General features: G+C 32.6%; 15 protein-coding genes. All 15 read right to left on the bottom strand.

What is annotated here, in order from left to right; all coding sequences use genetic code 11:
* Positions 1-54: 54 nt before the first annotated feature.
* The 15 genes from BHV83_RS20510 to BHV83_RS20445 all read right to left on the bottom strand — a co-directional run bounded on the left by BHV83_RS20510 (position 55) and on the right by BHV83_RS20445 (position 14,381).
* On the bottom strand, positions 55-1,062 hold the full coding sequence (locus BHV83_RS20510; protein WP_286757992.1) for a glycosyltransferase: 1,008 nt from the start codon (positions 1,060-1,062) through the stop codon (positions 55-57).
* Between the two features lie 4 nt (positions 1,063-1,066).
* Positions 1,067-1,942, bottom strand: a complete 876-nt coding sequence (locus BHV83_RS20505; protein ID WP_286757991.1) for a glycosyltransferase family A protein — start codon at positions 1,940-1,942, stop codon at positions 1,067-1,069.
* Complete coding sequence (locus tag BHV83_RS20500) at positions 1,942-3,033, bottom strand: glycosyltransferase family 1 protein (RefSeq protein WP_286757989.1); 1,092 nt, start codon at positions 3,031-3,033, stop codon at positions 1,942-1,944. Before BHV83_RS20500 ends, BHV83_RS20505 begins: the two co-directional genes overlap by 1 nt.
* A complete protein-coding gene (locus BHV83_RS20495) occupies positions 3,018-3,755 on the bottom strand; it encodes a glycosyltransferase family 32 protein (RefSeq protein WP_286757988.1) in 738 nt (245 codons plus the stop codon). Before BHV83_RS20495 ends, BHV83_RS20500 begins: the two co-directional genes overlap by 16 nt.
* Positions 3,752-4,906 (bottom strand): non-hydrolyzing UDP-N-acetylglucosamine 2-epimerase, encoded by a 1,155-nt coding sequence (gene wecB / locus BHV83_RS20490; protein ID WP_286757987.1) that lies wholly within the window; start codon positions 4,904-4,906, stop codon positions 3,752-3,754. Before wecB ends, BHV83_RS20495 begins: the two co-directional genes overlap by 4 nt.
* Position 4,907: 1 nt before the next feature.
* Positions 4,908-5,966 (bottom strand): EpsG family protein, encoded by a 1,059-nt coding sequence (locus tag BHV83_RS20485; RefSeq protein ID WP_286757986.1) that lies wholly within the window; start codon positions 5,964-5,966, stop codon positions 4,908-4,910.
* Positions 5,963-7,072: a glycosyltransferase gene (locus BHV83_RS20480; RefSeq protein WP_286757984.1), complete on the bottom strand. Its 1,110-nt coding sequence runs from the start codon at positions 7,070-7,072 to the stop codon at positions 5,963-5,965. The genes BHV83_RS20485 and BHV83_RS20480 overlap by 4 nt, the downstream gene beginning before the upstream one ends.
* Before the next feature lie 164 nt (positions 7,073-7,236).
* Positions 7,237-8,151: a glycosyltransferase family 4 protein gene (locus BHV83_RS20475; RefSeq protein ID WP_353743785.1), complete on the bottom strand. Its 915-nt coding sequence runs from the start codon at positions 8,149-8,151 to the stop codon at positions 7,237-7,239.
* 18 nt (positions 8,152-8,169) lie between these two features.
* Positions 8,170-8,373, bottom strand: a complete 204-nt coding sequence (locus BHV83_RS20470) for a hypothetical protein (protein ID WP_286757980.1) — start codon at positions 8,371-8,373, stop codon at positions 8,170-8,172.
* A 9-nt stretch (positions 8,374-8,382) separates the two neighbouring features.
* Positions 8,383-9,492, bottom strand: coding sequence for a glycosyltransferase (locus BHV83_RS20465; RefSeq protein ID WP_286757978.1), 1,110 nt, complete (start codon positions 9,490-9,492; stop codon positions 8,383-8,385).
* Entirely contained in the window at positions 9,489-10,622 is a 1,134-nt protein-coding gene (locus BHV83_RS20460) for a polysaccharide pyruvyl transferase family protein (protein WP_286757976.1), read from the bottom strand. The genes BHV83_RS20465 and BHV83_RS20460 overlap by 4 nt, the downstream gene beginning before the upstream one ends.
* Positions 10,619-11,032 (bottom strand): hypothetical protein, encoded by a 414-nt coding sequence (locus BHV83_RS21875; RefSeq protein ID WP_502687975.1) that lies wholly within the window; start codon positions 11,030-11,032, stop codon positions 10,619-10,621. The genes BHV83_RS20460 and BHV83_RS21875 overlap by 4 nt, the downstream gene beginning before the upstream one ends.
* A 13-nt stretch (positions 11,033-11,045) precedes the next feature.
* The gene (locus BHV83_RS21870) at positions 11,046-11,714 is read right to left on the bottom strand and encodes a Coenzyme F420 hydrogenase/dehydrogenase, beta subunit C-terminal domain (protein ID WP_502687974.1); all 669 of its coding nucleotides are present in this window, start codon (positions 11,712-11,714) and stop codon (positions 11,046-11,048) included.
* 74 nt (positions 11,715-11,788) lie between these two features.
* Complete coding sequence (locus tag BHV83_RS20450) at positions 11,789-13,318, bottom strand: oligosaccharide flippase family protein (RefSeq protein WP_286757974.1); 1,530 nt, start codon at positions 13,316-13,318, stop codon at positions 11,789-11,791.
* A 1-nt stretch (position 13,319) separates the two neighbouring features.
* Positions 13,320-14,381 (bottom strand): endonuclease/exonuclease/phosphatase family protein, encoded by a 1,062-nt coding sequence (locus BHV83_RS20445; RefSeq protein ID WP_286757972.1) that lies wholly within the window; start codon positions 14,379-14,381, stop codon positions 13,320-13,322.
* Between the last annotated feature and the right edge of the window lie 95 nt (positions 14,382-14,476).

Below are 14,476 nucleotides of genomic sequence, written 5' to 3'. Positions count from 1 at the left end.
TTTTTGTTCCTTATTTGTTTCTCCATTAAAATTACCTTTCTTATAACATATTGATTATAAAATATTTAAGTGTATATTTTTAAGATTGTTGAGAATATTTACAATTAAATCTCGTGGTCCATATTTAGTTTCATAAGAAACAAGAGGCAAACGACAAGCCATAGCTTCTATAGAAACCAAAGCTAAACCTTCAAATAAAGAAGTCATTGCAAAAATTTTTGCTGATCTCATATAATAATCTACTTTATTAGAAAATCCTATAAGTTCCACTCTATCCTCCAAATTCAAACAACGAATCAAATTTTCTAACTCTTTTCTCTGAGGACCTTCTCCTACAATTCTCAGTAACCAATTAGGATATTTAGCACAAATAGATGCCCATATTCGAATCAAAGCTAAATAGTTTTTCTGATAATTTAACCGGCCTACAGATAAAATAACATTTTCTCTTTTTGAAATAGAATTGCATAATCCATCAACAAAAAAAGTTGATGGATTATGCATATATTCAATATATGCAATCTTAGAAAAATTCTCTTCTTTATCTTGTTTTGTTAACAAAAAAGTCATATCATACATCTTACAAAGCAGACGAAAATCCAAAAGACTGAAAACTTTAGCTTTCAGTCTTCTTATCCAACTATTTCCATATGTATCATAACGATACGTCGAATTAAAATGAACTTCTCTAACCAAAACTCGAGTTCCATAAAGCAAAGGTAAAATATACTTTTCACTTTGACCAACAGAAATGAGAATATCCGGACAAACTTCACTAACAAACTTTTGTAAACGAACAAAATGCTTTATCATTTTCCATTTTGGAATAAAGAAGCGTTCAAAAAAAGATGTATATTGATCATCCCAATGTCTTACATTTAAATTCACTACATTTACTTTAGGAGATAATGGGTAAATAGTTTCTGGATAATTTTTCTCATCAGTAAAAACAATATAAACTTCATTTGACTCAATTTCTGCCAAGGCGTTCGCTTTTACAATCGTTACACGCTCTATTCCTCCGCGAGTTCCTATCGAATTTGTACAATAAACAATTTTCATATTTTTACAAATATTTTCTCCAACGATAATACAAAAATATACCAAATGGATAACAAAATAATTTCATCATAGAATAAGGACTTTTTATAGATTTTCGAAAGGGAAGTCCTGCAAAACAAGCATAGCAAGAATATAAAATAGCACCTTTGATTCTTTGGTCTAATTTAAACTCTCTAGACATCATCATCAAGGAAGTAAACATTCCCCCTTTAGGGCATTTTATTCGCAAAGCTCTACCAGAACGTGATAATCCCCCCTCTAAATATTCTGTTATATAAATAATCTTATTGCGAAACAGCATATCCCGTTCTTTAGCTAATGTTATCCACAGGTAACTCTCTCCTAAAAATTTTTCACCTTCAAATACTGGATATGAATGAGCTTTTAAATACTTAGAAACCCAAACTTCTGCTTTATCACCATCAACGTGTTTATTAAATCGCAAAGAAATAAAATTATCAATTGAATAATCTTTGGGAAAAAGATCTCCAATCACCTTAACATCAGAATATCCTCGTAAGTAAGAAATTCCACACAAATTTTTATTTTTGTATTTATGCCAATCTTTTTCTATTTCTTCTGTCGCATCCATAGTTAAAATATCATCACTATCTACAATAAAAGTCAATTCTGACTTAATTACAGAAAAAGCCAAATTTAACGCAGTATGCTTTCCTCCATTTTCTTTTTTCAAATATCTTATAACAAAATCATCACTATAAAAAGATTTTACAACTTCTGATGTTTGATCTTGACTTCCATCGTCAATGATCAACCATTCAAAGTTTTTAATCGTTTGATTCTGTAATGAGACAAATAAGGTAGGTAAATTCTTTGCTCTATTAAAAGTAGGTGTTATTATTGAAATCAAAGGTTTCATCATTCTGCTGTATAAAGATTCAATAAATTTTGTATATTTTTATTCACATCATATCCAGCCTCTTCTATCTTGTGTAAGTTAACTTTTCGTTGGTAAGGCAAAGAATTCAAGATTTCAATAGCCCATCCTTTCGGAGATAAAGAAAGAGGAAGAAAAGATATATCACCTGTAATATCTACTGTTTTATCTATGGTATCAGATAGAAAGCATTTCACGCCTGAAGCTTGTGCTTCTATTATCGAAACAGGAAGCCCTTCATATAAGGATGGGAACAAGAAAATATCAAATACATTCAAATAATCAGACACATTAGATTGTATCCCTTCAAAGAAAACGACATCTTTTAAACCTAAATCCTCAACTTTTTTTCGCAAAGAAGATCTCAAATAACCATCTCCAACCAATACTAAAATTGTTTTAGAGTCAAGTTTATGAATTTCTTTAAAAATATCAATTACAAAAGTGTGATTCTTTTGAGGATTTAAACGAGAAATATTCCCAATAATTTTTAGATTAGACCATTTTCTTTGTTTACGAAAAGTTAAAGCTACAGATTGATTATAGATAAATTTAGATGTTGGTATTGCATTTGGAAATACTTGAAATATTTTTTTCCCATATAAAAATCTACCAGCCTCAACTCCACAAGCTAATCGAGTTGTTATGTTGGATTCATACAATTTAGCAAATAAACGAAATGGATACTTATAATCAATACCCACATCAGCAATATGACTTGTGCATAACCTATTTTTTATTCCATACTTTGCAGCATATTTCAAAACAAATCCACTGTTTTCCTGTATATGACAATGCACTGCAACATATTTAGATGCATGTTCTTTAAAAAAAGCATTCAAATAATGAAAATAAGAAATATAGTTCCATGGTCTAATTGGAAAAGCTCGATAGATTTCTCCACCCATCAATTCTATTTCATCATCATATTCTCCTCGTTCTTTTCTATGAACTAAAAAATCAAATTGATAAATATTTTTATTCAAGGCCCTATAATAATTCATTACCATAGTTTCGGCTCCACCTCTCCCCATTACGGTTAAAACTTGCAGAATTTTTATTTTCTTTTCCATAATAATTTCATAGTTTTTGCAAATCGATTGTAATTATTTCCACCAAGTAAAGGAGCCAATACTTTCATTCTGACAAAACGAATAAACCTTGTTTTATTTGAAACCCATAATAATGTATGCCAATGTATTGCATAAGTATTTTTCGTTTGATGCCTTTTCCCAGTTGTTAAACTTACAACATGAAAATAATCATCAGGAAAAACCACTATTCCCTCAGCAAGTTCTTGATACTTATTTTCTATAATATAACCATAAGTTAATAATTGCTTCTGTAAATATGTATTATTAACTTCCATATTCAAACTTCCATCGCTTTGAATGAATTGAATATTATGATAATAATCTAACATTTTTTTCCAAAATGGATGAGTTTTTTCTGAACCCATTAAAGCTGTTAAAAATCCTTCTTCATCAGTTCCTAAAACTAATCTATGCTGTTCTAAACTCATCAAAGGACGTACAATTTCAATATCAGTATCTAAATACCAACCTCCATATTTATATAAAGCATAAACCCTCACATAATCTGACACAAAAGCCCATTTTTTATGCATATATGCTTGTTCTGTAAAAGGAAGAGTAGTAACATCAAAAGCTTCCTCATTCCATAACATAAACTGATAATCAGGAAGATATTTTTTCCAACTTTCAATACAATATTGAACTTTCTCTGGAAATGGATTTCCTCCAAACCATATAAAATGAATTATTTTAGGTATCATATTTCCAACCTTTTTACTATTCTTTGGCAAGCCAACCCATCACCATAAGGATTGACAGCAAAACTCATCTTATTATAATAATCAATATCATCCAATAAAAAAGATACCTCTCTTACAATTTTATCATAATTTGTACCTACCAATTTTACAGTACCAGCAATTAGTGCTTCTGGACGTTCAGTAGTATCGCGCATCACTAATACAGGTTTTCCCAAACCTGGAGCCTCCTCTTGAATACCACCACTATCCGTTAATACGATCTTCGATTTCTCCATTAAATAAACAAAGCTCAAGTACTCTAAGGGCTCAATAAAAAACATATTACCTAAATTAGACAAATTATCCCCAAATACTTGATGTATTGGTTGACGAACATTAGGATTCAAATGCATTGGATAAACAAAATCCACATCAGGATATTTTAAAGTCAAGTCTTTTATAGCTTTACATATGTTGATAAATCCTTCTCCAAAATTCTCCCGCCGATGCCCTGTTATCAATACCATCTTTTTATCATTTACTAATCGACTTACGTCATATCCACTAGTTCTCAAAATCTTTTCTAATTCCATATCCAAAGATTTATCTATTTTTATTCTAGATATTACTTGATGTAAAGCATCAATTACAGTATTTCCTGTCACAACAATTGAATCGGAATTGACATTTTCTCTCAATAAATTTTGTCTACTCAAATCTGTTGGAGCAAAATTATAGGTAGCTATTCTACCAGTAATCTGCCGATTCATCTCTTCTGGCCAAGGTGAATAGATATTATGAGTCCGTAACCCAGCCTCCACATGGGCTACTGGAATTTGCTGATAATATGCTGCTAATGCTGCGGCCATACTCGTTGTAGTATCACCATGAACCAACACAACATCCGGTAAAAATTCTTTCAAAATATTCCTTATACCTATCAATACCCTCGTTGTTACATCATAAAGGTCTTGACTATGCCTCATAATATTTAAATCAAAATCAGGTGTTATATCAAAAATATGAAGAACCTGATCTAACATTTCACGATGTTGCCCCGTCACACAAACAACCGTATGAAAAGTTTCTGGATATTTCTGAAATTCTTTTACCAATGGAGCCATTTTAATAGCTTCTGGCCGAGTGCCAAAAACCAACATTATTTTTTTCATTTTATCTTAAAAACATTATATATGTAAATAATTCATGCAAAAAAACGACTAGCACTATTTTTCTATTTTGATTAAGAAACAACCTCATTTTTAATAATGGATAAATCAAAATAACCGGATAAATAAACCATGAAAGATAGGCAAATCTATCTGAAAAATTAGCTCGTATCACCAGTACCCAAAAAGCATTTGCTAAAATATATGTATTCAAAAATAGAGAATAAAGTTCATCTTTAAAATTCCTCTTTACAACATAATAATATCCTACAAAAATAGGCAAACAACTATATAATATAAAATCCATACGAAAGCCCACTTTATAATGTGTATCATCAGCTGAAACCATCAAATAAGATGTTCGAGAGTCTATTGCCATAGAAGCAAATAAGGTTTCAAAATAAGACCCCAATACTACAGATAATACTACAGACAATAACCATCCGTAGAAAAACAAACGTGTACGATCAAAATATTTAGAAAGAATAAGAGCTAAACCTGGAATCATCATAGACTTATGGCAACCTATTGCAACAAATATAAAAAAATAGAAGAAGGTTACTCGTTTAAAATTGGCAATAGCCAATAAAAGAAATGATGCAGCAAAACCTGCCCTTATTGTATTAACTCCATAACTATAAAACATAAACGATGTAAAAAACATCAATATGATTATGTACGTATACTCTTTCGATATCCTCCGTGCTAATTTATAATGATTAATACAATAAATAAAAGCTGTTAAAAAAAACCATCCTGTATAATCTACAAAGTTCGCTACTATTTTTGTATATAGTCCAAATAACCAGTCATTACTTCCACCATCGTCAACCCCTATTTGTGATTGAATAAAACCATTAGCATATAATTCCCGATCTCCTCCTGAATTCCAAGGTATAGGTAGTGTAGCTAAAGCGGCAACAACTATTATCAACAAGAGAATAGATTCTATTTTACCAAAAGTCTTAACAAGACATTCACCTGTAGTTGGCTGTGACAACATATACACACAAGATAATAATGTAATCACAAACAGAAAATGATAGAAAAATGAAGCATTCATTGATTTTCTATAATTTGATAAAGTTTATTTACCTCATTTGAATTATCAATTAAATGACTAGATAAATATTCTTGATATTTTCTTCTCAAACTTGCATTCTCTAACAATTCAATTATTGCATTACTCAAACTTTCAGGTGTCATATCACAAATAGAAGCATTTACTCTGTTTTCAAACTGATCTCCTACTGTTGAAAAATTGGTTACAACAATAGGTTTACATAATATTTTTGCTTCATCCAAGGCTATGGACTTTCCTTCAAATTGTGAAGGATGGATATATAAATCAGCTCTTTTCAAATAAGGGTAAGGGTTTATACGTATACCCAAAAAAACAATACAATCAGATAAATTTAAGCGATCGACTAAACTACTAAAGTCTTCTAACTCCTTACCTAAAAAAAACCATTTGAAATCGATTCCTTTATTTTTTAATATAGAAGCTGCTTGAATCGCCAAATCGGAACCTTTCCGTTTACAAACATGTCCTAAAGACAACAAAAATTTTGTATCTCCTCCAATTTTCACATCTGATATCGATTCATTAGACATCTGCTGAATCAACTGAGGTGAAGTAATATTCTCCATCAACCGTATTTTATGAACTAGATCGGGGAAGAAAATTTTCAATGACTGTGCACATACATCAGATATAGTATAAATAAAATCGATCTTAGGATAATAGTATCGATCCATTTGATAATAGTAAGGCCATTTTGCATAATCACTATGAAAAAAAGAAATTTTCTTTTTTCCTCTCAATTTATCCACCATATAATATAATTGATGTTGTCCGTTATAATCAACAATCAAATCATACTCTATATCTTCAATTACTGGCATCAATTTTGCTAACAACCATCCTGCATATGATTTATTAATACTAGATAATAATAAACGAAATAAACTTCCTATAAACAACAAGAAATGACCTTGTTTTAATAATGATAATAACCCATCTTTTCCTCTTGATAGAAATGTTATTCTATCATCAGATAATAAAATTATATCTTTAGGTAATAGTTCATAAAACACCCCTATAGGACTCCCCATCCATAACGACACATCATATTTCTGCCGATCAATCGTATTCAACAAACTGATCATACTTTTTGAAACTCCTCCTGATTCCAAATTTCCAATAAGAAATAATATTTTTTTTGCATAAAAACAATCTATATATTTAATAAACACACTCTATTAACAAAGTCAAACACTATATATATTAAAAACAAAAAACCAAATAAGTTCACAAAAAGGATTGCAAATTTTTAATTTATAATTTGATAGAAACGTATAATTTTATCAGACCATACATCTATAGTATAATCTTTCAAATTATTTCGTTGAGTAATAGCACAAGCTTCTTTCAATTTAACACTATCCAAGTCCATTACATATTCCATCTTGCTTACCAAATCTCCTACATCCAATGATTTGAACAAATAGCTCGATGGATTTCCTGCATTCCATAATGTTCCTTCAATATCCGACTGAATCACTGGAAGCCCCCATATCGAAGCTTCAGCTATAGCATAAGAAAATGTTTCAGCTGTCGAAGTTGAGACAAAACAAGAACTTTCCTCAAACAATTCTACAATATTATCTCGTTGCTTCACCAACTTCAGCCATTCAGGATTCTTCCCCTTGAAAAATAACGATACAATATCTCTTGTGTCTGTTCCTTCCGTAAGGATAATTTTAAAATGACCTCTCCTTTTCTTATTTAATAGAATTCCTGCTTCAAGCAACAAATCTATTCTTTTTTGGATATTTCTTCCTCCAAATGCTAAAAAAGTAAACAAACCAGAGGGAACCTTATTTGAATATTTACGCTCGATTTGTAAACGAATGATATCAACACCATTAGGTATAACCACCTCATGCTTATACAAGTGTTTATATTTATGCACAAAGCGGAGTACCATAGAACTTACTGATATTATAGAAACATTTTGTGCATAATAAAAATAGTGCCACCAAAAGTAATACAACTGATAAATTTTTTTCAAAATATTTTTTTGATACCACAATTCATTATGTAAATGCCAAACGATTTGAATTAAACCGCCCCGTTTCCTTTGAAAAATCTTAGCCGCTTTTACAACAGGGATATCATATCCATCAAAATGTGTATGACACAAATCAGCATGTTCTTCCTCAAATATCTGCACTAATTCATTTATAGACTCATAAGGTTCACTTCATTTCAAGTGAACCTTATGAGCTTTCTGAAAGCTCATCATCCATACTTGTGTTTTTGCATTGTTCGGAAAGACATATATCGCTTTAGCCTGAAATTGTTCCATCAGTTTACTTTCCAAAGCTTTCAACGAAAGAATAAAATTTCCCTCATAAGGAGCCGCATATTGACAAACAAAAACTATCGTTTTATTATTTATATCCATATATCATTTTTACAATTTGTCTATTCCTGATACGATTATTTGTGGGCTAAAATCCAAAATACGCTTTTCCCCCTGCCTACTGTAATAATCCCGTAACTCTTTATCTTCATACATCCGCTTTACCGCCTCATACATCGCTTTATCATCGTGCTCACACAATAATCCATATTGATTATTATCCAATATTTCAATTGGCCCAGAGGTCTTAGTGGATACAACTGGTACACCTAAGCACATCGCTTCACAAATCACTAAACAAAACCCCTCATAACCCGAACAGCAAAACATCATATCTGCCTGTTTAATATAAGGAAAAGGATTCTTTTGAAAGCCTAAAAATTCAACCATATCTTCCACATCCAATTGTCTCCGCTTTTCCATAAGTTCCTGCTTCAATTCTCCATCACCAATAATTTGAAATCGGACATTAATCCGTTCCTCTTTAAAACGTTTAGCGACTCGTAAAATCCTATCCATTTTTTTGGGGAGAGTCAACCTTCCAGAAGTAATAACTGCAAATAGCCCATTCTTATTAAGTGTAAAAGCCTTTGATAGCTTTAATATTTTTTCTCTATCAATAGGATTATAAATAACCATAACTTTTGAAGTACAAGTCGGGAAACGCTGTTCGAAAGCCTTTTTAGTATCATTAGCAACACAAACAACAGTATCCATTTTATTGTAAGCAGCCAGCTGTTCTCCTGCACGAAATTGGCTATCCGTATAAGGAAACCTTAATAAATCACAATGAACCCATGTGACTTTTTTTGCAGTAGTATCCATCATTGCATGAATCTTTAATGGAAATCCCTCCAAAAAACTTATTTCCAAATCGTATGACTTGATTATCTTTTTTTTCAATGCTCTTTTAAAAAGATAATCACATCCTAATATATTGGACAAACGTACAGCAAGTTTATAAGAAAAAGTGTAACCATTCCATAATGAAATAATATTCACTTCTTTCGGAACTTCGTCAATCAATGTTCCGCCTCCTATAATCTGACAAAGATCAACCTCATTTTGGCTATAATCAATATTATGCAATATGTCCAGTAAAACACGTTCTGCACCACCACCATTTAACTGACCATAAATAAATAGTATTTTCTTTTTCATGATTTCGCAAAATCTGATAATAATAATAATGACAAATAATCATAAGATTTTTTTTCTTCTTTTTCTCTATATTCACGAAACTTCGAAAAATCTATACCTTTAATAGATATATTATCAAAGCATTCAGCATATACCTGATTACTCAAACCACATTCCCTAAGTAATTCTTCAATACGACCATTCATTCTTTTATATCCTCCTATCAATGGTATCGAGATGAAAGGCCTCTCAAAAAGAAGAGAAAACACCGTACAATGAAATGAATTTGTTATTACAATATCAGCTTTAGCCAAATAATCCACCCATTCTCCTATTTGAACATACTGTTTACTATGCTTATCATATCTCCCTTGACTGGCAACATATACTACATCATAGTTTTTCTTATGGGCATATTCATAGATTTCGTCAACTTCACAGGCCATTGGATTTCCCAATAGATATAAAAAAATATATGGCTTATTTTGATTAGTTTCTATTCGAATAGCATTATAATCCATCGAAGATAACAACAATGTAGGATCTACGACCTTTACTGCTTTATCAAACCCTAATCTATGACACATATCAACTCCCGATTGTTCACGCATTCCTATAAAATCAAATCGAGATAGATACACTTTCATTTTCTCCTCATACTCGCTTGAAAAACTAGATAACCCACCTAATGATGGAGCATATGCTATTTTTAAAGAATCTTTTGGTGCAAATGACAAATAATAAACCCAATCCCCTCCCCAAATCTGATCACTACCACATATATAGGCATCAGCAACTGGAGGATATTGCATTATCTCATCGTCTACATACATCTTTGTACAAGACAACTGATCTTTTATAAAAGAATCGAATTGTCTTTTCCTTTCTCCAGAAGCATCATAATACAATTTTTTATTCTGATTTAATCGTTTTGTCCGAACATAATAATCAATATAAGCAAAAGGATTTTTTAGATAATTAAAAAATTTCTCTATTTTACTTTTCTGTTTGATATCGGAGACTGTCCTTTGATAACGAATTAAAAAAGCATCATGCCCTTGTTTTTTTAGATAAACTTGTAAAGCATAACACTGTAATAGCTGTCCATAATTATCTTTTGAATTACTAAAAGTAATAACTCCAATCTTCATTTTACTAACTTCAAATTCAACAACAAATTATAAATCCACATCTTACACTGAATATCAATCGGTAATCGAGTTTCATGAGAAATAAACTGTACAAATTTATTGGGGTAATGTTTATAAAATTCACTTCGTTTATCAGATAATAAAGCAGACTTGATTAAAGCTGGATTTCCTTGAAACACTTCTTTATATGAAGATATGACTTTATCTATGTCTATTCTCGATACATGAGAAATACCCTTACTAGTACTCACAATTGTACAGCATATCCCTTTATCATCATCTATCTCTGGTTTTACATTCTGTATCCCCCAATAATCACCAATCGTTACATCACTTCCACTCTTTAAGCATTTACTTGGACAAGCATAACAAGATGGGCGCAAATACAAATCTGCCAAAAATCCTTTCATAAATATATTCTTATTATAGGGTTCTGAGAGCAAAACTGTATTTTTTCCATCCTAATCGCTTGTTTCTAAATTCTATACGAGAAATATCCCGTATAGAATTTAGAACAATTGGTTTAGAGGGAGAGAAAACTGAATTTTTTTTATTGCCCTGATGGGCAATAAATTCATTCAAATATTGACGCCAAACCCCTGGACTTGGAACACCATGACATATAAAATCCACACTTAAAAGATTTTCATATTCCTTTCGAAGAAACAACTTCAATCCAGCTATTTGGCAAGGGGTTCCCGAAAACAGGACTTTTCGTCCTTGCTTTAAAAACTGTTCAGCTTGACTAAATGTACAGCCTATTCGACTCTGAACATATTTGGAACCTCTAAATGCAGACAAACCTTCAACTGTTTCCACATAATCATGAACAACCTCCCAATCTTCATTAAAACGGGCACCAAATACAACACCACCTTCTTTAATGATAGATTCTGCCAAAGCTGTAAAAACTCCTCCTGAAGAACTTTGCATTCGTACTTCTTCATTTTTATTAAACGCGGCATACACATCCAAAGGTTCACGTTCCTCTCTTTGCCGGAGCACAGGACACACTTGCTCACACAGGTTACAATCAATACAAACATCCTTATCTGCGACGGGATACAAAAAGCCTTCCTCGTCTTCTTTCATAACAATACATTGTTTCGGACATCGTTGCACACACGCACTACAACCGCAACATTGTTTTTTATCTTCTATGTTTATCATAAATTTTTCAGAAATCGATTCACGATTCTTTGTACTGGAGAAAAGAAAAGCCCTTTCTCATAGGAATTCATTCCGAAAAAACAAAACATAGGGATATAAACTAATGAAAACACTAATATCCCTATTATAAGCATCCACACAGTACTTATTTCATAAACATTAAACAGACTGTAAAACAGTAATCCTATAATCAATGGTATGATAGACATTTTGCCTATTTCTTTCCAAAATTGAGGTATATCAATATGAATTACTCGATGATAATACACATTCATTGCAATAATCTGCCCAGCAATTAATGCAAAAGCTGTTCCCACAGCACATCCAATACCTCCATATTGTTTAGCAAATGGAATGGATATACATAAACTTACTACCGCTATAATGACATAAAGTATTGAACGAAATTTCATTTGATTCCGTGCTTGCAATATTGTTATTCCTAAATTTTGTATATAAGGAACTATTAAAGGAATGAAGAAACATAAAGCAATCCAATAGGCATCCATGTAATCTTCACCAGCCCATAAACAAATAAAAGACTTTCCAAAAACAATAAAACCTGTTAAAATAAAAACCATTATAATATATTGGATACGTCCAGTACGAATAAAAAGATCAGAAATTGCCTTCTCATCGTTCTCTTTTGTCACCATAGCGGTAACTTTCGGTAGGAATACACCTGATATTGCTGTAGAAAATCCCATATAAATTCCTTGTAACTGGATAGCAACCGCATAAACTGCTACTACTGCCGCTCCCTTGAACATGCCTAACACAAACTGTCCGGTACTCCAATAAATACGATCCATAATGGCATTCAGAAAAATCCAAAAAGAATAAACAGATACTTCTTTAAAAAAACCCCATTGAAAATGTCCGAAACGCACTTGGATCTTCAATCGCTTTTTACAATACCAATAATTGATCAATAGTGTAACTACATTAAAGATTGTTGTAACTACCACCATTCCTATAGCTCGATAACCAATTAAAAGCATAGCTATCATTACTAATGGATTCAATATAATTCGTACGATTCCTACTAATTTTTGAAATACAAAATTTTCATATGCTGTGATAATCGATCCCCAAATACTCATTGGAAAGGTAAAAGCTAAATTAAAGACCATTAGTAACATCATGACGCGAATTTTATATAGTTCGCTATCATCCATAGTTGCATCAAATAAATAGTCAACATTAAAATAAAGACCTAATCCTACCAACAATGCTAAAACTCCGATTCCTATATAAAGGAGAAAAAACATTCCGAACATTTCATATTGTTCACGAATTTTTCCTTCTGCACGAAATTTTGCCGTATAACGAACTATGGCATTTCCAAAACCTAAATCTAAAACGGTCAAATAGGCTACCACCGAAGCGACAAGGGAATATAAACCATATTCCGACTGCCCCATCATACGCAGCATGAATGGAGTGTACAACAAGCCTACAATATTATTTAAACCGATAGAGACATAAGAAAGGAATGCCCCTGCTTTGAGTTGATTTATTGCCATACTAATTTTTCACACATCCTCTCCAAACAACCATATTATGGTCACTATAGGATACATCAGGAGAGAAACAGTCCTGTCCTTTTAAAGATTCAGAATAAAAAACATAATCAATCCGCCACAGTCTATACAACTGCCGGAAAGTATATTGATAGCCGTTTCCGACATCCTGAAAACCATCTGTCAAACCTTTTTTCACTCGATGATAGGTGTAGGAGGCGGGTGTATCGTTGAAGTCACCGCAGACGATAACCGGATAAGGAGATCGTTGGATTTCAGCATGAATTGAATCGGCCTGAATCGCTCGTTTCCGGTTGTTGTCTTTCATTTGCAAGATCAAGTTCTTAACTGCCTTTGCGCGGATCTTCAAGCTCTTGCCGGGAGCGGTAATGATACCGCGATAGGCATTGACGCTTGTTGTCTCGAAGTGGTTGTTGATCACGCGGATGTATTGGTTGTTTATTCTTACATCGGCTATTAATGACATATTACTGGAATTCTTATAATACAGAGCTTTTACCGAATGGATCGGATAACGGCTGTAGATCGTAGTCGGTAAATGGTCTGTACGCCGGCTGATATATTTATACAGTACATAATCGAAAGCGTACCGGATGCTGTCCCGATGGTAATATCCGTCACCGGGAGCTTCCTGGAAGCAGATGATATCGGGTTGTAGCTGCTTGATATAAGCGGCGGCTTCGTTCATAGTGTACTTTCTATCCCAATAGAAATGGCTGGCGTTGTAGGTGACTACGGTCAGAGGGGTTCCTGCTTGTTCAGATGCAGCCGGTTTATGCCAACACGAGGGTTGATAAACGGCTGACAGATAATCCGCATGAAGCAGGATCGCCAGCAAAGGAACCGTACTTTTCCATTTCTTTTTTGTGAATAATTGTATTACCAGCAACAACAGGTTGACTGCCAATATCGGCCAAACCAACAATGTAAGGAAAGACAGCCAGATACAGATTCCATCAGCGTAATAGCCTCCGGTCAAACAGAGGGCGGATAATACTGCAAAAAACAGGAGCAGGGTATTATTCAGCCTTGTCCAACGCCTCATATACCGAATTCTTGCTCTTGAACTCAGGCACGATTCCTTTCATCATTCGGACGGTTCCCATTTTGTCTACTTTGATCGCGAGGTCGATCAAGGGG

It is taken from the genome of Parabacteroides sp. merdae-related_45_40 (assembly GCF_001915675.1).
The sequence above is the reverse complement of the archived record's forward strand: the minus strand, read 5'-3'. Positions and strand labels throughout refer to the sequence as shown.

What these genes read in the sequence shown, in the direction of transcription:
- BHV83_RS20510 (WP_286757992.1), bottom strand. Translation starts at nt 1,062, where the DNA reads ATGAAAATTGTTTATTGTACAAATTCGATAGGAACTCGCGGAGGAATA.
- BHV83_RS20505 (WP_286757991.1), bottom strand. Translation starts at nt 1,942, where the DNA reads ATGAAACCTTTGATTTCAATAATAACACCTACTTTTAATAGAGCAAAG.
- BHV83_RS20500 (WP_286757989.1), bottom strand. Translation starts at nt 3,033, where the DNA reads ATGGAAAAGAAAATAAAAATTCTGCAAGTTTTAACCGTAATGGGGAGA.
- BHV83_RS20495 (WP_286757988.1), bottom strand. Translation starts at nt 3,755, where the DNA reads ATGATACCTAAAATAATTCATTTTATATGGTTTGGAGGAAATCCATTT.
- wecB (WP_286757987.1), bottom strand. Translation starts at nt 4,906, where the DNA reads ATGAAAAAAATAATGTTGGTTTTTGGCACTCGGCCAGAAGCTATTAAA.
- BHV83_RS20485 (WP_286757986.1), bottom strand. Translation starts at nt 5,966, where the DNA reads ATGAATGCTTCATTTTTCTATCATTTTCTGTTTGTGATTACATTATTA.
- BHV83_RS20480 (WP_286757984.1), bottom strand. Translation starts at nt 7,072, where the DNA reads ATGATCAGTTTGTTGAATACGATTGATCGGCAGAAATATGATGTGTCG.
- BHV83_RS20470 (WP_286757980.1), bottom strand. Translation starts at nt 8,373, where the DNA reads ATGGATATAAATAATAAAACGATAGTTTTTGTTTGTCAATATGCGGCT.
- BHV83_RS20465 (WP_286757978.1), bottom strand. Translation starts at nt 9,492, where the DNA reads ATGAAAAAGAAAATACTATTTATTTATGGTCAGTTAAATGGTGGTGGT.
- BHV83_RS20460 (WP_286757976.1), bottom strand. Translation starts at nt 10,622, where the DNA reads ATGAAGATTGGAGTTATTACTTTTAGTAATTCAAAAGATAATTATGGA.
- BHV83_RS21875 (WP_502687975.1), bottom strand. Translation starts at nt 11,032, where the DNA reads ATGAAAGGATTTTTGGCAGATTTGTATTTGCGCCCATCTTGTTATGCT.
- BHV83_RS21870 (WP_502687974.1), bottom strand. Translation starts at nt 11,714, where the DNA reads ATGAAAGAAGACGAGGAAGGCTTTTTGTATCCCGTCGCAGATAAGGAT.
- BHV83_RS20450 (WP_286757974.1), bottom strand. Translation starts at nt 13,318, where the DNA reads ATGGCAATAAATCAACTCAAAGCAGGGGCATTCCTTTCTTATGTCTCT.
- BHV83_RS20445 (WP_286757972.1), bottom strand. Translation starts at nt 14,381, where the DNA reads ATGAGGCGTTGGACAAGGCTGAATAATACCCTGCTCCTGTTTTTTGCA.